Annotated in this window: 18 protein-coding genes; 6 read left to right on the top strand and 12 right to left on the bottom strand. The window is 70.5% G+C overall.

The annotated features are described in order from the left end of the window. Positions 1 to 64 precede the first annotated feature (64 nt). Together NK718_RS10030 and NK718_RS10035 are read right to left on the bottom strand one after the other, a co-directional pair. Positions 65 to 1,924, bottom strand: coding sequence for a L,D-transpeptidase family protein (locus NK718_RS10030; protein WP_254741253.1), 1,860 nt, complete (start codon positions 1,922 to 1,924; stop codon positions 65 to 67). Between the two features lie 149 nt (positions 1,925 to 2,073). Next, positions 2,074 to 3,549 (bottom strand): sigma-54-dependent transcriptional regulator, encoded by a 1,476-nt coding sequence (locus NK718_RS10035; RefSeq protein ID WP_254741256.1) that lies wholly within the window; start codon positions 3,547 to 3,549, stop codon positions 2,074 to 2,076. A 218-nt stretch (positions 3,550 to 3,767) separates the two neighbouring features. On the opposite strand from NK718_RS10035, the gene NK718_RS10040 reads away from it, so the two are divergent. Both NK718_RS10040 and NK718_RS10045 read left to right on the top strand, forming a co-directional pair. Next, positions 3,768 to 5,606: a M3 family oligoendopeptidase gene (locus NK718_RS10040; protein WP_254741259.1), complete on the top strand. Its 1,839-nt coding sequence runs from the start codon at positions 3,768 to 3,770 to the stop codon at positions 5,604 to 5,606. Between the two features lie 40 nt (positions 5,607 to 5,646). After that, positions 5,647 to 7,011, top strand: a complete 1,365-nt coding sequence (locus NK718_RS10045) for an ABC1 kinase family protein (protein ID WP_254741262.1) — start codon at positions 5,647 to 5,649, stop codon at positions 7,009 to 7,011. Positions 7,012 to 7,083: 72 nt separating this feature from the next. Here NK718_RS10045 and NK718_RS10050 read toward each other — a convergent pair whose 3' ends face one another. The 3 genes from NK718_RS10050 to NK718_RS10060 are packed head-to-tail and all read right to left on the bottom strand — an operon-like array spanning position 7,084 to position 9,248. After that, the gene (locus NK718_RS10050) at positions 7,084 to 8,166 is read right to left on the bottom strand and encodes a M48 family metallopeptidase (protein ID WP_254741265.1); all 1,083 of its coding nucleotides are present in this window, start codon (positions 8,164 to 8,166) and stop codon (positions 7,084 to 7,086) included. Positions 8,167 to 8,184: 18 nt separating this feature from the next. Beyond that, complete coding sequence (locus tag NK718_RS10055; protein ID WP_254741268.1) at positions 8,185 to 8,745, bottom strand: LemA family protein; 561 nt, start codon at positions 8,743 to 8,745, stop codon at positions 8,185 to 8,187. Positions 8,746 to 8,786: 41 nt separating this feature from the next. After that, a complete protein-coding gene (locus NK718_RS10060) occupies positions 8,787 to 9,248 on the bottom strand; it encodes a RidA family protein (RefSeq protein ID WP_254741271.1) in 462 nt (153 codons plus the stop codon). Positions 9,249 to 9,382: 134 nt separating this feature from the next. Here NK718_RS10060 and NK718_RS10065 point away from each other — a divergent pair, with 134 nt between their 5' ends. Beyond that, entirely contained in the window at positions 9,383 to 10,801 is a 1,419-nt protein-coding gene (locus NK718_RS10065) for a sodium:proton antiporter (protein ID WP_254741274.1), read from the top strand. 129 nt (positions 10,802 to 10,930) lie between these two features. Here NK718_RS10065 and NK718_RS10070 read toward each other — a convergent pair whose 3' ends face one another. Beyond that, on the bottom strand, positions 10,931 to 11,818 hold the full coding sequence (locus NK718_RS10070; protein WP_254741277.1) for an SMP-30/gluconolactonase/LRE family protein: 888 nt from the start codon (positions 11,816 to 11,818) through the stop codon (positions 10,931 to 10,933). A 113-nt stretch (positions 11,819 to 11,931) separates the two neighbouring features. On the opposite strand from NK718_RS10070, the gene NK718_RS10075 reads away from it, so the two are divergent. From NK718_RS10075 to NK718_RS10085, 3 genes are all read left to right on the top strand, one after another. Beyond that, a complete protein-coding gene (locus NK718_RS10075) occupies positions 11,932 to 12,633 on the top strand; it encodes a GntR family transcriptional regulator (RefSeq protein ID WP_254741280.1) in 702 nt (233 codons plus the stop codon). Next, entirely contained in the window at positions 12,630 to 13,553 is a 924-nt protein-coding gene (locus tag NK718_RS10080) for a dihydrodipicolinate synthase family protein (RefSeq protein WP_254741283.1), read from the top strand. The genes NK718_RS10075 and NK718_RS10080 overlap by 4 nt, the downstream gene beginning before the upstream one ends. Before the next feature lie 144 nt (positions 13,554 to 13,697). Further along, a complete protein-coding gene (locus NK718_RS10085) occupies positions 13,698 to 14,084 on the top strand; it encodes a hypothetical protein (RefSeq protein WP_254741286.1) in 387 nt (128 codons plus the stop codon). A 29-nt stretch (positions 14,085 to 14,113) separates the two neighbouring features. On the opposite strand, the gene coaA is transcribed toward NK718_RS10085, so the two are convergent. The 6 genes from coaA to NK718_RS10115 are packed head-to-tail and all read right to left on the bottom strand — an operon-like array spanning position 14,114 to position 18,059. After that, a complete protein-coding gene (gene coaA / locus NK718_RS10090) occupies positions 14,114 to 15,067 on the bottom strand; it encodes a type I pantothenate kinase (RefSeq protein ID WP_254741289.1) in 954 nt (317 codons plus the stop codon). A gap of 30 nt (positions 15,068 to 15,097) precedes the next feature. Further along, positions 15,098 to 15,418: a phosphoribosyl-ATP diphosphatase gene (locus NK718_RS10095; protein WP_371877258.1), complete on the bottom strand. Its 321-nt coding sequence runs from the start codon at positions 15,416 to 15,418 to the stop codon at positions 15,098 to 15,100. Beyond that, positions 15,418 to 16,191 (bottom strand): imidazole glycerol phosphate synthase subunit HisF, encoded by a 774-nt coding sequence (gene hisF, locus NK718_RS10100; RefSeq protein ID WP_254741292.1) that lies wholly within the window; start codon positions 16,189 to 16,191, stop codon positions 15,418 to 15,420. The genes NK718_RS10095 and hisF overlap by 1 nt, the downstream gene beginning before the upstream one ends. Further along, a complete protein-coding gene (hisA, locus tag NK718_RS10105) occupies positions 16,184 to 16,936 on the bottom strand; it encodes a 1-(5-phosphoribosyl)-5-[(5-phosphoribosylamino)methylideneamino]imidazole-4-carboxamide isomerase (RefSeq protein WP_254741295.1) in 753 nt (250 codons plus the stop codon). The genes hisF and hisA overlap by 8 nt, the downstream gene beginning before the upstream one ends. Further along, positions 16,924 to 17,574 carry an imidazole glycerol phosphate synthase subunit HisH gene (gene hisH / locus NK718_RS10110; RefSeq protein ID WP_254741298.1) on the bottom strand — a complete coding sequence of 217 codons (651 nt, stop codon included), beginning with the start codon at positions 17,572 to 17,574 and terminating at the stop codon, positions 16,924 to 16,926. The genes hisA and hisH overlap by 13 nt, the downstream gene beginning before the upstream one ends. After that, positions 17,571 to 18,059 (bottom strand): DUF2628 domain-containing protein, encoded by a 489-nt coding sequence (locus NK718_RS10115; protein ID WP_254741301.1) that lies wholly within the window; start codon positions 18,057 to 18,059, stop codon positions 17,571 to 17,573. Before NK718_RS10115 ends, hisH begins: the two co-directional genes overlap by 4 nt. Between the last annotated feature and the right edge of the window lie 10 nt (positions 18,060 to 18,069).

The raw sequence follows: 18,069 nt of genomic DNA on the forward strand, positions 1-18,069 counted from the left end.
TGTTAACCAGGTTTCCCGGCAAGGTTGCATGATCGGGAGGATGTGGCCACCCTCCCGCGACCATTCAGCGCAGGTGCGCGTAGCGCCGTCCGTCGGCGGAGATCCCGAGCGCCGTCTGGATCTTCTCGTCGTAGCCATAGATGTCCTGGCGGCGCTGCAGCCGGCCGGACTCGTCCACGAACAGCGTGAAATAGGCGATGTGCACCGGCACGGGCTGCTTGAGCGTGATCGTGCGCTCGCCCTTTCCGATCAGCCCGCGCATGCGCGCCTCGTCGTAGCCCTGCGCCCCGAGCAGGAACTCGGCGAGCCGGAACGGCTGGTCGACGCGCACGCAGCCGTGGCTGTAGGCGCGCCGGTCCGTGGCGAACAGCCGCCGCGACGGGGTGTCGTGCAGGTACACCGAGTGCTGGTTGGGGAACAGGAACTTGATGAATCCCAGCGCGTTGCGCTCGCCCGGCGGCTGCCGCACCGACAGCGAGCCGTTGCGGCGCACCACCTCGTAGCCGTGCTTGGCCGCGTAGTCCGGATCCTGCGCCATCTTGGGCAGGATCTCGTTGCGCATGATCGAGGGCGGAATGTTCCAGTAGGGGTTCACCACCACGTATCGCATCGGCTCGGAGAACACCGGCGTCGGCGTGTCGGGCTTGCCGACGATGACGCGGGCCTCGTGGACGACGCGGCCGTCCTCGACGAGGGACAGCGAATAGTCCGGCACGTTCACCAGGATATGGCGCTCGCCGAGGTCGCGCGGCAGCCAGCGCCACCTCTCCATGTTGGCGATGATCTCGGCGGCGGTGACGCCGGTGGCGCGGCGCGTTCCGTTCAACGCGTTGGCCGTGGCCGCGTCGAAGCGACCCGTGGCCTTGAGCCCGTGGGCGCGCTGGACCTCGGCGACGAGATCGGCCAGCTCGGAATCGTAGAGCGTGTCCGTCGCGTCGGGAGCTCCGAGGCGGGCGCGCAGCGCCGGCACGCGGGCGTCTCTCGCGCCGGTCCGCAGCACCGGGCCGGGCGGGATCGCACCATGCGCCGGCATCGCCGCGGTCGCCTCCTTCACCATCGCGAGCTGCTGGCGCAGTGCACGATAGCCGGGATGGGCGGGCTGGTAGTCGGCCAGCGTCGCGCCCGGGTTGGATGCCGCCGCCAGGCGCGCCAGCACCTCGGCCGGCGCGGGCAGCGCGATCGGCGGGGTCAGCAGCTTGGACAGGCGGGTGGGCTCGACGCGGCCGCCGCGCGCGTCGCGGGCATAGGCGTAGGCCGCCGAGGAGAGCGCCAGCTCGGCGCGCGCCACCGCCAGCGGCGTCGCGTTCGCGGGGCCGGCAGCGGCGTAGGCGGCGGCGTCCATGCCGTCTTCGTCGGCCCGGGAGAGCTGGTCGGTGACGGACCGCACGGCCGGCAGGGCCTTTCCGTCTTTGTACCAGAGCGGGGCGTCGGCCCGCGTGGCGTAGAACGCCGCGATGGCCTCGCGGTCGCGTCGCGCGAGCTGCGCGAATGCCGCGACGGACGGGTGCTCGGCGTCGAGCTCGGCGCGCAGCGCGGCGGCGGCCATGTCGGCGCGCGGCACGTCGATGACGACCGTCACCGGCGGCAGGTCGGGCGGCGGAATGTCGACCGCCGCTTCCCGCGCGGCCCGCGCGGCGGCATCCTCGACGAGCAGCGGGCCCTCGGGAGCCTCGGGCAGCGGAATCGACTGGGCGACGTCGGTCGCGGACTGCAATTCCTCGGGCAGCGCCGGCAGGTTCTGCTCCGCGAGAGGGAGCACGAGGTTCGGCCCGTCCTCGCCGGCCGCCTCGGGACCGGCGGCCTGCGCCACGGCGGGCGGCGCGTCGACAGCGCCGCCCTCGGCGCGCGCGGAGGGCGCGCCCGCCAGTACGAGAGCGGCGAGGCAGACGCCGGCCGACAGCACCCCGAAAGCCCGGATGCGCATGAAAGTCTCCGTCGGGACCGGGGGATGGCGCCTCAGTGTCGTCACGTTCGCTGGTCCGTTCGTTTCTGTATACGCAGCAAAGGCCGCTTGTATTCTCATGTTCAGACGCGCCAGCGAAAAGTTCTTCGCGTGTGTCCGAAAGGACGCGCTCAGGCAGCGTTCTCCGCCTCCGCGAGCCCCAAATCCTTCATCTTGCGGTAGAGGGTCGAGCGGCCGATGCCGAGCCGGCGCGCCATCTCCGTCATGTGCGAGCGGTAGTGCTGCAGGGCGAAGCGGATGGCCTCCTCCTCCAGCGCGGCGAGCGAGCGAACGTGGCCGTCCTCGCCGAGAAGCCGCAGGCTGGAAGGGTCGCGCAGCTCCATCTCGCGCGGCGCAGCCATGTAGCGCGGCGGCTCCGGCGCGCGGGCGGCCGGCAGCGCCGGCACGCGCACCTCGAAGCCCTCGACGCGGGAGGCGATCTGCGGGAACTCCGCCACGGTCAGCTCGTCGCCGTCGCACATCACGACAGCGCGGAACACGGCGTTCTCGAGCTGGCGGATATTGCCCGGCCAATCATAGGCGGTGAGCAGGGCGCTGAGCTCGGCGCTGACGCCGCGCACGCGCTTGCCCTCTTCGGCCGCGAAGCGGGCGGTGAACCGCCGCGCCAGCTCGGGAATGTCCTCGCGCCGCGCGCGCAGCGGCGGCAGTGTGATCGGGAACACGTTGAGCCGGTAGAACAGGTCCTCGCGGAAGCGGCCCTGCTTCACCAGTTCGATCAGGTTCTGGTTGGTCGCGGAGATGAGCCTGATGTCGACCCGCACCGGCCGGCGGCCGCCGACGGGATCGACCTCGCCCTCCTGGATGGCGCGCAGCAGCTTGGCCTGCGCTTCGGGCGGAAGCTCGCCGATCTCGTCCAGGAACAGCGTGCCGCCGTGCGCCTCGACGAACTTGCCGACGTGCCGTTCGGTGGCCCCGGTGAAGGCCCCCTTCTCGTGGCCGAACAGCACGGATTCGACGAGGTTCTCCGGGATGGCGGCGCAGTTCACCGTGACGAACGCCTTGCCGCGACGATCGGACGAGCCCTGGATGGCGCGCGCCAGCAACTCCTTGCCGACGCCCGATTCGCCCTCGATCAGCACCGGGATGTGCGACTTGCAGGCGCGCTCGGCGAGCCTGATGGCGCGAGTCATCTCGGGACTGCGGCTGGCGAGGTCGGCGAAGCCGAGCGTGCCCGTCGCGTGCCGCTTGAACAGGCGGATCTCCTCCTCAAGCGCGCCGGCCTTGAGCGCGTTCTTGATGGAGATGGCGAGGCGCTCGACGCCGACCGGCTTCACCACGAAGTCCGACGCGCCGGCGCGCATGGCCGAGATCACGGTTTCGATGGAGCCGTGCGCGGTCTGCACCACGACGGGCGGCATGCGGCCGAGGGCACGAAGGCGGCCGAGCACGCCCATGCCGTCGAGGTCCGGCATCACGAGGTCGAGGATCACGAGGTCGATCCGGCCGCCGGTAGGGCCGGTGAGCGCCTGCATCGCCGCCTCGCCGCCTTCGGCGAGAACCGCCTGATAGCCCAGCCGCTGGACGGTGTTCTCCAGCAGTCGGCGCTGAATCGGGTCGTCGTCGACGATCAGGATGGTGCTGCTCATGTCTCCCCGCGCGAAAGCCCGCCACGACAGCCCGCCCGACGGCGCTGTCCCGTTTCGGGGCGATCCTGACCGATCAGGGTAAACGCGGCTTTAACGGCTGGAGCGAAACGGGACGCCCCCCGACGGGACGCCGGTGTGGCCGCGCGGCCATTGATCCGGGGGGCCGTCTCGCCGATATGAAGGGGTGCCGTCCCTGCCGCGCAGCCCCCGGAGACCCGATGCAGCGAATCAGCCCCGCCCACAGCGCCCCGGCTTCCCAGGCCGGAAAGCCCGCCGAAGCGCTCGGCTCGCTGCCGGAATGGAACCTCGACGACCTCTACCCGGGCATGGACTCGCCGGAGTTCGCGGCGGACCTCGCCGCCGGCGAGGCCGAGTGCAAGGCCTTCGCCGAAGCCTATCGCGGCAAGCTCGAAGGGCTGCTGAAAGGGCCCAGGCCCGAGGAAACGCTGCACGAGGCGGTGCGCCGCTACGAGGCCATCGAGGACAGGCTCGGCCGCATCATCTCCTATGCGGGACTCGTCTACGCCGGCGACACCACGGACCCCAAGCGCGCCAAGTTCTACGGCGACGCCCAGGAGAGGCTGACGGCCGCGTCCTCTGACCTCCTGTTCTTCCAGCTCGAACTGAACCGGATCGACGACGCCGCCCTCGACGCGGCGGCTTCGCGCCCGCCGCTGGCCCATTTCCGACCTTGGCTGGAGGACATCCGCAAGGAGAAGCCCTACCAGCTCGACGACAAGATCGAGCAGCTGTTCCACGAGAAGTCGGTGACCGGACGGGCGGCGTGGAACCGGCTGTTCGACGAGACGATCTCGGCGCTCAAGTTCAACGTGAATGGCGAGGAGCTGACGCTCGAACCCACGCTCAACAAGCTCCAGGACGCCGACGGCGAGGTGCGCCGCACGGCGGCGGAGGCGCTGGCCGCCACGCTGGGCGCGAACCTTCGCATCTTTACGCTGATCACCAACACGCTGGCCAAGGACAAGGACATCGCCGACCGCTGGCGCGGCTTCCAGGACGTCGCCGACAGCCGGCATTTGTCCAACCGCGTCGAGCGCGAAGTGGTGGACGCGCTCGTCGGCGCGGTGCGCGAGGCCTATCCCCGCCTGTCGCACCGCTACTACAGGCTGAAGGCCCGGTGGTTCGGGGTCGACGCCCTCAACCACTGGGACCGCAACGCGCCGCTGCCCAAGGTCGAGCAGCCGATCATCGGCTGGGACGAGGCGCGCGGCACGGTGCTCGACGCCTATCGCGGCTTCTCTCCGGCCATGGCGGAGATCGCCGGCCGCTTCTTCGACGGACGCTGGATCGACGCGCCGGTCCGTCCCGGCAAGGCGCCGGGCGCGTTCGCCCACCCGACGGTGCCCTCCGCGCACCCCTACGTGCTGCTCAACTACCAGGGCCGCCCACGCGACGTGATGACGCTGGCGCACGAGCTGGGCCACGGCGTCCACCAGGTGCTGGCCGCGCCGAACGGCGCGCTGATGGCCCCGACGCCGCTGACCATGGCCGAGACCGCCTCGGTGTTCGGCGAAATGCTGACCTTCCGCGCCCTGCTCGACAAGGCGCGCGACCCGACCCAGCGCCGCGCCATGCTGGCCGCCAAGGTCGAGGACATGATCAACACCGTGGTCCGGCAGATCGCCTTCTACAGCTTCGAGCGCGAGGTCCACACCACGCGCGCCTCCGGCGAGCTGACGGCCGAGCAGCTGGGCGCGCTCTGGCTGAAGGTGCAGGAGGAGAGCCTGGGACCGGCGATCCGGCTGGGGCCGGGTTACGAGACCTTCTGGGCCTACATCCCGCATTTCGTCCACTCGCCGTTCTACGTCTACGCCTACGCCTTCGGCGACTGCCTCGTGAACTCGCTCTACGGCGTCTACGAGAAGGCGTCGGACGGGTTCGCCGAGCGCTACCTCGCCATGCTGGCGGCGGGCGGCACCCGTCACCACACCGAGCTGCTGGCGCCGTTCGGGCTCGACGCGCGCGATCCGGCCTTCTGGCAGATCGGCCTGTCGCTCATCGAGCGGATGATCGGCGAGCTGGAGGCGATGGACTGAGCCTATCGACGCCGCGCCCCGCGCGCCCCATATCCCGGCCATGGCCGAGAACGACGACGAACGAAACCGCCTCGCCGCCCGCATGTCGCGCTATGCGAAGGTGGGCGCCAACATGGGTGGCGTGGCAGCCCGCATTGCGGGAGCGAGGCTGCTGGGCCGGGAAGGCGCGGACCGCTCCAACGCCGCCGCGCTGACGCAGGCGCTGGGCGGGCTCAAGGGCCCCATCATGAAGGTCGCCCAGCTGATGGCGACCATCCCCGACGTGCTGCCGCCGGAATACGCGGAGGAGCTGTCGCGCCTGCAGAGCGAGGCCCCGCCGATGGGGCCGGCCTTCGTGAAGCGGCGCATGATCGCCGAGCTCGGCCCCGACTGGCAGGACCGCTTCGGCAGCTTCGAGCTGCGTTCCTGCGCCGCCGCCTCGCTCGGCCAGGTCCACCGCGCCACCGCCAAGGACGGCAGCCTGCTTGCCTGCAAGCTGCAATATCCGGACATGCAGTCGGCCGTCGAGGCGGACCTCAAGCAACTCGACCTGCTGTTCGCCCTGCACCGGCGCATGGACCCGGCCATCGACACGCGCGAGATCGCCAAGGAAATCGGCGAGCGCGTGCGCGAAGAGCTCGACTATCGCCGCGAGGCGGCCCACGCCGCGCTCTACGGCGACATGCTCGTCAAGGAGCCGATGGTGCGGGTTCCGGGCGTGTGGAAGGAGCTGTCGACCGCCCGCCTGCTGACCATGGACTGGCTGCAAGGCGAGAAGCTGCTGGACTTCCGCTCGCATTCGCTGGAAGAGCGCAACCGCATCGCGCAGGCGATGTTCACGGCGTGGTGGCTGCCCTTCAGCCATTACGGCGTGATCCACGGCGACCCGCATCTCGGCAACTACACCGTGTTCTCGGACGGCGGCGAGCCGCGAGGCATCAACCTCCTCGACTATGGCTGCATCCGGATATTCCCGCCGAGCTTCGTCGGCGGCGTCGTCGACCTCTATCGCGGGCTGATGGAAGGCGACGAGGCGCGCATCGTCCACGCCTACGAGACCTGGGGCTTCCGCGGCCTGAAGAAAGACGTCATCGAGGTCCTGAACATCTGGGCCCGCTTCATCTACGGGCCGCTGCTCGACGACCGCGTGCGCACCATCGCCGACGGGGTCCGCCCCGGCCAGTACGGACGGCGCGAGGCCTACACGGTTCACCAGGCGCTCAAGCAGAAGGGCCCGGTGAGGGTGCCGCGCGAGTTCGTGTTCATGGACCGCGCCGCCATCGGGCTCGGCGGCGTGTTCCTGCACCTGCGCGCCGAGATGAACTTCCACCGCCTGTTCGCCGCCGCGATCGAGGACTTCTCGCTGGCCAAGGTCGAGGCGCGCCAGCGCAAGGCGCTCGCCAGGGCGGGACTGGCGTCCGCCTGACGCCGGCGGGTGGTGATTCCGCGACCACTTCGAAAACCCGAATCCTCGCAGAAGCTTGCAGTGATTCCCGGATCACGGGCCGGATGGGTCGGGATCGCCCGCGCCGGGGTGGGGACCCCATGGTCCTGCCGCCGGCGGCGGCTCGGGCAGGCTCGCCGGCGCGGGAGGCGGCGGGCGGCCGCCGGCGTACTTTACGAGCGCGGCGACGCGATCCTCGATCGAGGGGTGGGTCGCGAACAGGTCGGCGAAGCCCGAGCGGGGGTTGTCGAGGCACATCTCCATGACGCCCGACGGCACGCCCGGCAGCTCGCCCTTGCCCGAGATCTTCATGAGCGCGGAAATCATCGCGTCGGGATTCTTGGTCAGCTCGACGGAGCCGGCGTCGGCGAGAAATTCGCGCGAGCGCGACAGCGCGAAGCGGATGAGCTGCGACAGCGCCCAGGCGAGCGCGATCAGCGCGGCGGCGATCAGGACGCCGGCGGCCGCGCCGCCCTTGCCGCGCCGCCGGTCTCCCGACTCGCCGTCCCCGCTCCGGATGGGTCCCTCGAAGCGCATGCGCATGATGACGCGGAAGAACAGCTCGCCGGCGAAGGACAGGATGCCGGCGATGACGACGGCGATCACCATCGTGGCGACGTCGCCGTTGCGGATATGGGTCAGCTCGTGGCCCAGCACCGCCTCGATCTCGGCGTCGTCCAGCGCCTCGATGAGCCCGCGCGTCAGGGTGATGGCGTATTGCCGCTCGTTCAATCCGGTGGCGAAGGCGTTGAGCACCGGCGTCTCGGCGATCTCCAGGCGCGGCATCGGGAGCCCGCGCGAGATGCACAGATTCTCCAGGAGGTTGTAGAGGCGCGGCTCCTGCGCGCGCGTCACCGCCGCCGCGCCGGTGACGGCGTCGATCATCTTCTGGTGAAAGGCGTAGGCGATGGCGATCCAGACCCCGACGCCGATGGTCGCCAGCGGCGCGGCGGCGAGGAAGTCGCCGAAGGCGCGCCAGAGCAGCACGTCCAGCGGCGCCGGGCTGCCGAGCGACTCGGCGAACAGCGCGCCCGCGTAGGTCATCACGTAGACCAGCAGGACGAGGCCGACGAACAGCGCGACGGAGCGGATCCTGTTGGCGCGGATATGCGTGTAGAGGCCGAAGGCGGGGAACATGGCCCGCCCTCCCCGGGGCTAGAACTTGACGCTCGGCGCCTGGTCGAGGGCCTTGCGGTCGGCCTCGCCGACGTCGAAGAACTCGCGCGGCGTGAAGCCGATCGACCGCGCGAAGAACACCGCCGGAAACGACTCCAGCGCCGCGTTGTACTCGCTCACCGAATTGTTGAAGAAGCGCCGCGCCGCCGCCAGCTTGTTCTCGATGTCCGACAGGTCGGTCTGGAGCTGCTGGAAATTGGTGTTGGCCTTGAGGTCGGGATAGGCCTCGGCCAGCGCGAGCAGCCGGCCGAGCGCGCCGCTCAGCGCGCCCTCGGCCGCCGCCTGCTGCGCCGGTCCGCTGGCCCCGAGCGCCGCGTTGCGCGCCTGGATGACGGCCTCGAGCGTGCCGCGCTCGTGGGCGGCGTAGCCCTTCACCGTCTCGACGAGGTTGGGAATGAGGTCGTGCCGCTGCTTGAGCTGGACGTCGATGTCCGCGAAGGCCTGCCCGACGCGCTGCCGCAGGCCGACCAGGCCGTTGTAGACCATGACCAGCCACAGGCCGATCAGAGCCAGGACGCCGAGAAGAATCCAGAAGCCCATGCGCCACCCCCGCTCGCTCGCGAGCGCCTTATATCACGCCGTCAGTCGCGGATGCGAATGATGGCCTCGACCTCGACCGTGATGTTGCGCGGCAGCGAGCCCATGCCCACCGCCGACCGGGCGTGGCGGCCGGCGTCGCCGAGCACCTCGACCAGCAGGTCGGAACAGCCGTTGATCACCTCAGGGTGGCGGTCGAACTCCGGCGTGGCGTTGACCATGCCGAGCAGTTTCAGCACCTCGACTTTGGAGAGATCGCCGCCGGCGGCCTCCTTCATCAGCGCCAGCAATTGCAGCCCGACCAGCCGGGCGTCGTCGTAGGCGCGGCGCACGTCGACGTCCGCGCCGACCTTGCCGGTGCGCATCGAGCCGTCCGGCAGGCGCGGCCCTTGCCCGGCGAGGTAGACCGTCGCGCCATCGCGGCGGATCGGCACGTAGTTCGCCATCGGCGAGGGCGGCGGCGGCAGGGTCAGCCCGAGCTGGGCCAGCTTCTCTTCGGGTGTCATGAACGTCTCCGCGTCGGTCGGCGGGCAGTGTGGTGGCGTGGGCGCGGGCGCGCAAGAGGCCGCCGCGCCGGAGCCTGGCCGCGTTGCCTCCGCGACTTGGATTAGCTAACCAAGACGGAAGCTCGGGAGGGGACATGACGATGGCGAGGCGCGCCGCGGCGCGGGTTGCGACGACCTTGGCGGCGCTGGCGGCCGGCGGGCCGGCCTTCGCGGCGACCGGCGTGGACGGGGCGAGCCTCGGCTTCGCCTGGGCGCTGCCGTTCATCGGCATCCTCCTGTGCATCGCGCTGGGTCCGCTGGCCTTCCCGCACGCCTGGGAGCACCACCAGGGCAAGATCGCCGCATTCTGGGGCGTGGCCATCGTCGCGCCGCTGGCGCTCGTCGCCGGGCCGGAGGCGACAGTGGAGGCGGTGGCGCACACCGCGCTCACCGAGTACATGCCATTCATCCTGCTGCTGCTGGCGCTGTTCACCACGGCCGGCGGCATCCTCATCGCCGGTAACATTCACGGATCGCCGGCGATGAACACGGCGCTGCTCGCCATCGGCGCGCTGTTCGCCAGCCTGATCGGCACCACCGGCGCGTCGATGGTGATGATCCGCCCGATGCTGCGCGCCAACGACGACCGGCGGCACAACACGCATGTCTTCGTGTTCTTCATCTTCCTGGTGTCGAACCTCGGCGGCGCGCTGACGCCGTTGGGCGATCCGCCTCTGTTCCTCGGCTTCCTCAAGGGCGTCGACTTCTTCTGGACGACGCGCCACCTGGCGGCCGAGACCCTGTTCGCCTGCGCCGTCGTGCTGGCGACCTTCTTCGTCATCGACAGCTGGGTCTACCGCCACGAGAAGGCGCTGCCGGACCCCACGCCGGACAAGCGCGTGCGCGTGCGCGGCCTCGGTAACCTCGCCCTGATCGGCGTCATCATCGCCGCCATCCTGCTCAGCGCCGCGTGGAAGCCGGGCGTGCGCTTCACCGTGCTGGGCGCGGAGCTGGAACTGCAGGATCTCGTGCGCGACGCCATCTTCGTCGTCGTCACGCTCGTCTCGCTGCGCATCACCAAGCCCGAATACCGGGCGGCCAACGGCTTCTCCTGGGGGCCGATCCAGGAAGTGGCGCGGCTGTTCGCCGCGATCTTCACGGTGATGATCCCGGTGCTGGCCATGCTGCGCGCCGGCCGCGACGGAGCGTTCGCGCCGCTGGTGGCGCTGGTGTCGAACCCGGACGGCTCGGCCAACAACGCCGCCTATTTCTGGCTGACGGGCGGCCTGTCCTCCGTGCTCGACAACGCGCCGACCTATCTCGTCTTCTTCCAGCTGGCCGGCGGAGACGCGCAGGTCCTGATGCGCGAGGGCGCGTTGACGCTCGCGGCGATCTCCTGCGGCGCGGTGTTCATGGGCGCCAATACCTATATCGGCAACGCGCCGAACTTCATGGTCTACGCCATCGCGCGCGACGGCGGGGTGAAGATGCCGAGTTTCATCGGCTACATGGCGTGGTCGGGCGCGGTGCTGATCCCGACCTTCATCCTCACCACGCTGCTGTTCTTCCGCTGAGCGCCGGGAACCGCGACGGCGGAACGCCGTTGGGGCCGGGCGTGCGGGGCGGCTCCGTTTTTGCTGTTTCCGGAACCTCGCCGCGGGCCGAAGCAGAACAGCGTCAGGCCCGCGGACCCGCCCGCGACCTCACCCCTTCAGGATCGGCTCGCCGAAGCGCGCCACCGGCGCGCCGGGCACGTCGACCGGGAACGAGATCAGGGTGCCCTCCTGCCTGTGGCCGAGCCGGTCGGTGGTGAGCGAGGTGACGTAAAGCGTCTTCAGATCCGGCCCGCCGAAGCAGGGCATGGTGGGGGAAGCGACCGGCAGCATCACCTTGCGAACCAGCGTCCCGTCGGGCGCGATGCGGTTGAGGCAGCCCGCCGACACTCCGGCCGACCAGTAATAGCCCTCCGCGTCGCACGCCGCCCCGTCCGGGCGTCCCTCGTCCTCCTCCATCGTGCGCACATGACGGCGGTTGGAGATCGCGCCCGTCGCGAGGTCGTAGTCGTAGGCGCGGATGAAGCGCTGGCGGCTGTCGGAGTGGAACAGGGTGCGGCCGTCCGGGGAGAAGGCGAGGCCGTTGGAGACGATCAGCCCGTCCTCCATGCGCCGGCACGTCCCGTCAGGGTCGACGCAATGGAGCGCCGCCACGGTCTCCTTCTCCGGCCGGTCGTCCATGCTGCCGACCCAGAAGCGGCCGTCCGGCGCGACCTTGCCGTCGTTCAGCCGGTTGCCGGGCCGATCCGGCTCGGGCCGCGCCAGCAGGGTCAGGGCCCCCGTGGCGAAGTCGTACATGTAGACGCCGTCCCGCAGCGCCACCACCGCGCGGCCGCCGGGCGCGAGGCCGAAGCTGCCGATGGCGCTGGGCATGGGAAACCGGCGCAAATCGCCGGTGGCGGGGTCGAGCCGGAACAGCGTCGCCGCCGGGATGTCGACGAAATACAACGCCTTCTCGTCCGCCGCCCAGCACGGCCCCTCGCCCGTTCCGAGCGGGACGTCGATGAGACGCGTGACTTCGGGCGTGACGATCTCCATGGGCGGTTCTCCGTTGCCCGGCGCGCCGGGTTTGACTCTGCTGAAATTTGATATATCAAGCTCGCGACCGCGGGGGCAACCCCGCAATCGAGCGCCCAATCGCCGAGGCCCCGATGTCCACCGCAGCGCGCGCCCGCCTCGACCCCGTCGACCCCTCCCTGCTGAGAGGACTGCGCGACCACGTCCACGAGGCGCTGCGCCGGGCCATCGTCAGCGGCGAGATTCCCTCCGGCGCGGCGCTGAACGAGCGTCAGCTCGCCGAGGAGCTGGGCGTCAGCACCACGCCGATCAAGGAAGCCCTGCGGCGGCTGGAGAACGAAGGGCTGGCGGTCACCGAGCCGCGCCGCGGCACCCGCGTCACCTTCGACGCGCGTCAGGCGGAGGAGATGGCGCTGGCCCGCGCGGCGCTGGAGGGCATGATCGCCCGCCTCGCCGCCCAGCGCGTCGACGACGCCGCGCTGGCGGCGATCCAGGCGACCGTGGAGCAGATGCGCGCCGCCACCGCCGAGGGCGACGTGCCGCGCCTCATCGCGCTCAACGAGCAGTTCCACGACGCCATCCACGACGCCTCCGGCTGCCGGTATCTGCACCGGTTGATCGAGGGCCAGCGCGTCTACGACCACACGGCGCGCAGCATCATCCTGGGCGACGCCGAGGAGCGCGGCCGCGCCTTCGCCGAGCACGCCGCGATTTTCGAGGCCCTCGCGCGTCGCGATCCGGACGCCGCCGAGACGGCCATGCGGGACCACGTCGTCCGATCCGGGCGGCACCACGTCAAGGCGGCCTTCGACCGCCGGAAGGAGCAGGCATCATGAGCATCCAGAAGGTCAGGGCCGCGCTGGGCGGCATCTCCGGCGTGCACATCACTCCCTACGCCGCCGACGGCTCGCCGGAGCCCCGCCAGCTGGCGCGCGTGATCGACCGTATCGCCGTCGCCGGCATCCACAACATCGTCTCGGCCGGCAATACCGGCGAGTTCTACGCGCTGACGCCGGACGAGGTGCGCCTGGTCCACGACACCGCCGTCGAGGCCAATGCCGGGCGGTCGCTGTTCACGGCCGGCGTCGGCCGCTCGCTCAAGGAGGCCATCGAGCTCGGCCGCCGCGCCAAGGCGAACGGCGCCGACGCGCTGATGGCGCACCAGCCGCTCGACCCCTTCGCCGCGCCGCAGGCGCAGGCGGCCTATTTCAAGGCCATCGCAGACGGCGTCGACCTGCCGCTCGTGGCCTATGTGCGCTCCGACGCGATGAGCCTCGCCGACATCCTCGGCGTCGCCAACCATCCCAACGTCGCGGGCGTGAAGTTCGCCACCACCAACCTGATGCTGCTCTCCGAGTGCATCCGCGCCAGCGGCCCCGGCACGGCGCTGTGGGTGTGCGGCCTCGCCGAGGGCTGGGCGGCGCCGTTCTACGCGGTGGGCGCGCGCGGCTTCACCTCCGGTCTCGTCAACGTGGACCCGGCCCGCTCGCTGGCCATTCACGCGGCGCTCGAGTCCGGCTATTTCGACCGGGTGCGCGACCTCGTCGCCACCATCGCGAAGTTCGAGACGATGCGGACGCGCTTCGGCAACGGCGCCAACGTCACGGTCGTCAAGGAGGCCATGGAGATGATCGACTTCCCGTGCGGCCCGGTGCGCCTGCCCGGCCTGCCGCGGCTCGACGAGGCCGACCGCGCGACGCTCGCCGGCGTGCTGCGCTCGTGGGGCCTGCTCGCCCGCAGCGAAGCCGCTGAATAAGGGGTCATGACCAGGCTGCCCGCCAAGCGCGCAGGCTGAACCGGCCCAGCGGTCAACGGCTGAAGCGACGCGGCCGGCCCTCGCGGGCCGGCCGTTCGCGTTTTCCGGTTGGAGCGGCGTCCGAATGGAGCACGAGCGCACCGTTTGCGCCACGCCGAAGAATCTGATTTTCTTGCCGTTATTACTGTCTTTTTTTACTTGGGATTGCAGATGGCTACTACCATTAATTTAAAGCATCAAGCTTCCGGCGTGATCAAGAAAGGCTATTACGGTTTTTCCTGGACGACGCTGTTCTTCGGCTTCTTCCCGGCCCTGTTTCGTGCCGATTTCCTTACCTTCCTCGGTGGCTTCGCGATCAGCGTGATCCTGGGCTCCTTCACCTTCGGCCTCGGCGCGCTTTGCGTGCAGGTGATCTGGGCGTTCCTGTACAACGGCTACTTCACCCGCAAGCTTCTCACCCAGGGCTACCAGATTCTCGATCAGGAGCCCGCGCTGACCCTGGCGCGCCAAAAGCTCGGCGTCGCGGCCTGAACCCAGGGGCGGGCCGCGCGCGGCCCGCCCTACAGCTTGCGCAGCGCCACCTTCTCGATGCGGTGGCTCGCGCCCTTGGTCAGCACCAGGCTGGCGCGGGGGCGGGTGGGCAGCACGTTCTCACGCAGATTGACGAGGTTGATGCGCCGCCAGATGCCGCGCGCCGTTTCCTTGGCCTCCTCGTCGGTCAGGTCGGCGTATTTGCGGAAGAAGGAGCGCGGGTCGCGGAACGCCGTCTCGCGCAGGCGCATAAAACGCTCGACGTACCACTTCTCCAACTGATCCTCGTCGGCGTCGAGATAGACGGAGAAGTCGAAGAAGTCGGAGACGAACGGCACCGCCTTGCCGTCGCGCGGCTGGCGGCTCGGCAGCAGCACGTTGAGCCCCTCGACGATCAGGATGTCGGGCCGGTCGACGACCACCGTCTCGCCGGGCACGACGTCGTAGACGAGATGCGAATAGACCGGCGCGGCGACCCGGCTCTCGCCGGCCTTGATCGCCGACAGGAAGCGGATCAGAGCCGATCCGTCATAGCTCTCGGGAAAGCCCTTGCGCTCCATCAGGCCCTCGGCCTGCAGAACGGCGTTGGGGTGCAGAAAACCGTCCGTCGTGACCAGCTGCACCTTCGGCGTGTTGGGCCAGCGCGACAGCAGCGCCGTGAGCACGCGGGCGGTGGTCGACTTGCCGGCCGACACCGAGCCGGCGATGCCGATGACGTAGGGCACCTTGCCGTCCTCGGCCATGAGGAAGCGCTGCGTCGCCTTGAACAGGCCCTGCGTCGCGGCGACGTAGAGCGACAGGAGCCGCGACAACGGAAGGTAAATCGCCACGACCTCCTCGAGCGAGATGGGGTCGTTGAGCGACTGGATGCGCTGCAGATCGCCGGCGTTGAGAGTCAACGGCGTGTCGGCGCGCAGGGCGGCCCATTCGTCGCGCGTGAACTCGCGAAAGGGGGAGAGGCCGTCCGGCGTCTTGTCGATCACGCGCGTGTCCTCATCGGGGTCGCTCCGTTCTCACCCCTTCGGGCGCGAGGCCTTTTCCTGCAAACCGGACTGACCGGTCCGACGCTCCAGCTCGTCGAGCACATCCTGCAACGGGACGCCGCGCGCGCGAAGCACGACCAAAAGGTGATAGAGCACGTCGGCGCTTTCCATCTTCAGCCCCTTCGCGTCGCCCTGCACGGCGGCGATGACGGCCTCGACCGCCTCCTCGCCGAGCTTCTTGGCGCTGTAGGCCGGGCCCTTCGACAGCAGCCGCGCGGTGTAGCTCTCGTCCGGCGACGCGCCGGCGCGGGAGGCGAGAAACGCGTCGAGGTCGCTCAGCGTGAAGCCCATCAGTCCATCCTCACCGCAAGCCCGGCGTCCGCCAAGCGCTGCTTGGCCTGCCGGATGCTGTACTCGCCGAAATGGAAGATCGACGCCGCCAGCACGGCGCTGGCGTGGCCGTCGCGGACGCCCTCGACCAGGTGGTCCAGCGTGCCGACGCCGCCCGAGGCGATGACCGGCACCGACACTGCGTCCGAGATGGCGCGCGTCAGGGCGACGTCGTAGCCGATCTTGGTGCCGTCGCGATCCATCGAGGTCAGCAGCAGCTCCCCGGCCCCCAGCTCGCACACCTCCTCGGCGTAGGCGACGGCGTCGATGCCTGTCGGCTTGCGGCCGCCATGGGTGAAGATCTCCCAGCGGTCCGGCTCGTCGGGGCCGGAAACGCGCTTGGCGTCGATGGCGACGACGATGCACTGCACGCCGAACTTCTCGGCGGCGCGGCGCACGAACTGGCGATCGTGGACCGCCGCCGTCATGATCGACACCTTGTCGGCGCCCGCCAGCAGCAGGGCGCGGATGTCCTCCACCGTGCGCACGCCGCCGCCCACCGTGAGCGGCATGAAGCAGGCTTCCGCCGTGCGCGTGACGACGTCGAGCAGCGTGCCGCGCCGCTCGTGGCTGGCGGTGATGTCGAGGAAGCACAGCTCGTCCGCCCCGGCGGCGTCGTAGGCGACGGCGCTCTCCACCGGATCGCCGGCGTCGCGCAGGTCGACGAAGTTGACGCCCTTGACGACGCGGCCGTCCTTGACGTCGAGGCAGGGGATGACGCGGACCTTAAGCACGGGCGTCCTCCACGGCGCGGATCAGCGCCAGCGCCTCGCGCGGGTCGAGCCGCCCGTCATACAGCGCGCGGCCGGTGATCGCGCCTTCCAGCACGGCGCAGTCGGGCTCCAGCAGCCGGCGCACGTCGTCGATGCTGGCGAGCCCGCCCGAGGCGATAACCGGGATGCCGACGGCGCGGGCGAGGCCCAGCGTCGCCTCGATGTTGAGGCCCTTGAGCACGCCGTCGCGGGCGATGTCGGTGTAGACGATGGCCGCCACGCCGGCGTCCTCGAAGCGGCGGCCGAGGTCCTCGGCCGACATCTCGGACAGGCGCGCCCAGCCCTCCACCGCCACGCGGCCGTCGCGGGCGTCGATGCCGACGGCGATGCGGCCGGGGAAGCGGCGCGCCGCCTCGCGCACGAAATCGGGGTCGCGCACCGCCGCCGTGCCGATGATGACGCGGCGCACGCCGAGGCCCAGCCAGCCCTCCACCGTGCGCATGTCGCGGATGCCGCCGCCGAGCTGCACCGGCAGCGACACGCGCGACAGGATGGCGCGCACGGCGTCGCCGTTGACCGGACGCCCGGCGAAGGCCCCGTCGAGGTCGACCAGATGCAGCCAGGCGAAGCCCTGCGCCTCGAACTCCGCCGCCTGGGCGGCGGGGTCGTCGTTGAACACGGTAGCCTGCGCCATGTCGCCCTGGACGAGGCGGACGCAGCGGCCTTCCTTCAGGTCGATCGCGGGGAACAGGATCACGGGCGCCACCTCAGGAAATTGGTGATCAGGGCCAGGCCCAGCTTCTGGCTCTTCTCGGGATGGAACTGCGTGCCCACGATGTTGTCGCGGCCGACGATGGCGGTGATCGGCCCGCCATAGTCGGTGCGCGCCACGAGGTCCGCGGGATCGGACACCTGGAAGTGGTAGGAGTGCACGAAATAGGCGTGCAGCCCGTCGGGACCGGTGGGGACGCCCTCGAGCAGAGCGTGCGGGCGCAGCTGCTCCAGCGTGTTCCAGCCCATGTGCGGGATTTTCAGCGTCGGGTCGGAGGGCTCGATCAGCGTCACGTTGCCGGCGATCCAGCCGAGGCCCCGGCTCGTCACGTATTCCAGGCCGCGCTCGGCGAGGAGCTGCATGCCCACGCAGATGCCGAGGAAGGGCCGACCGCGCCGGCGCACCGCCTCCTCCAGCGCCGCCGCGAGGCCGGGGACGGCGTCGAGGCCGGCGCGGCAGTCCGCGAAGGCGCCGACGCCCGGCAGCACGATGCGCTCGGCGGCGAGGATCGCCTGCGGGTCGCTGGTGACGACGACCGGCGTCGCCAGCCCGGCCTCGCGGGCGGCGCGCTCGAACGCCTTGTGGGCCGAGTGCAGGTTTCCGGAGCCGTAGTCGACGATGGCGACGGTCATGAACGCACCCGTCCGGGTTCGGGGAACAGGCCGGTGACGCCTCCGGGCGGCGGCGCGGCGGGGTAGGAGGCGGGCGGCCTGGGCGCGGGCGGGCGCGAGGCGCCGGCCAGCCAGCGCGTGAAGAAGCGGCGTTCGGCCTCCTCCCGGTCGCGTCCGCCGACCACGTCCACGGCCGAGAAGCCGCGGCGCGACAGCGTCCAGCCGCGAAGATCGGCGGCGAAGACGCCCATCAGAACCGCCATCAGCAGTTCCAGCAGCCCGACGGCCCAGCCCGGCGCGTCGAGCGCGCGCCCGCCGACGCCGAGCGCCAGCACCGTCGCGAGGACGGCGAGGAACACCCACCACATGCGGTGGAGCAGCGGCCACAGCATCGGGAACAGGAAGGCGAGCCAGTGGAAGCCGTCCTTCACCAGCACGGTCTTCTCCAGCCCTTCGGCCGATCCGCGCGCCGCCTGGCGCGGCGCATGCACGACATAGACGGTCATGGCCTGTCTT

This window comes from Alsobacter ponti (assembly GCF_024294805.1).
In the GTDB taxonomy this organism is placed as follows: Bacteria; Pseudomonadota; Alphaproteobacteria; order Rhizobiales; family Beijerinckiaceae; genus Alsobacter; species Alsobacter ponti.

Coding starts and splice junctions, on each gene's coding strand:
- NK718_RS10040 (WP_254741259.1), top strand. CDS start 3,768: ATGCAGCGAATCAGCCCCGCCCACAGCGCCCCGGCTTCCCAGGCCGGA.
- NK718_RS10115 (WP_254741301.1), bottom strand. CDS start 18,059: ATGACCGTCTATGTCGTGCATGCGCCGCGCCAGGCGGCGCGCGGATCG.
- NK718_RS10055 (WP_254741268.1), bottom strand. CDS start 8,745: ATGGGCTTCTGGATTCTTCTCGGCGTCCTGGCTCTGATCGGCCTGTGG.
- NK718_RS10075 (WP_254741280.1), top strand. CDS start 11,932: ATGTCCACCGCAGCGCGCGCCCGCCTCGACCCCGTCGACCCCTCCCTG.
- NK718_RS10060 (WP_254741271.1), bottom strand. CDS start 9,248: ATGACACCCGAAGAGAAGCTGGCCCAGCTCGGGCTGACCCTGCCGCCG.
- NK718_RS10065 (WP_254741274.1), top strand. CDS start 9,383: ATGACGATGGCGAGGCGCGCCGCGGCGCGGGTTGCGACGACCTTGGCG.
- NK718_RS10050 (WP_254741265.1), bottom strand. CDS start 8,166: ATGTTCCCCGCCTTCGGCCTCTACACGCATATCCGCGCCAACAGGATC.
- NK718_RS10035 (WP_254741256.1), bottom strand. CDS start 3,549: ATGAGCAGCACCATCCTGATCGTCGACGACGACCCGATTCAGCGCCGA.
- NK718_RS10080 (WP_254741283.1), top strand. CDS start 12,630: ATGAGCATCCAGAAGGTCAGGGCCGCGCTGGGCGGCATCTCCGGCGTG.
- NK718_RS10070 (WP_254741277.1), bottom strand. CDS start 11,818: ATGGAGATCGTCACGCCCGAAGTCACGCGTCTCATCGACGTCCCGCTC.
- NK718_RS10030 (WP_254741253.1), bottom strand. CDS start 1,924: ATGCGCATCCGGGCTTTCGGGGTGCTGTCGGCCGGCGTCTGCCTCGCC.
- NK718_RS10045 (WP_254741262.1), top strand. CDS start 5,647: ATGGCCGAGAACGACGACGAACGAAACCGCCTCGCCGCCCGCATGTCG.
- NK718_RS10095 (WP_371877258.1), bottom strand. CDS start 15,418: ATGGGCTTCACGCTGAGCGACCTCGACGCGTTTCTCGCCTCCCGCGCC.
- hisH (WP_254741298.1), bottom strand. CDS start 17,574: ATGACCGTCGCCATCGTCGACTACGGCTCCGGAAACCTGCACTCGGCC.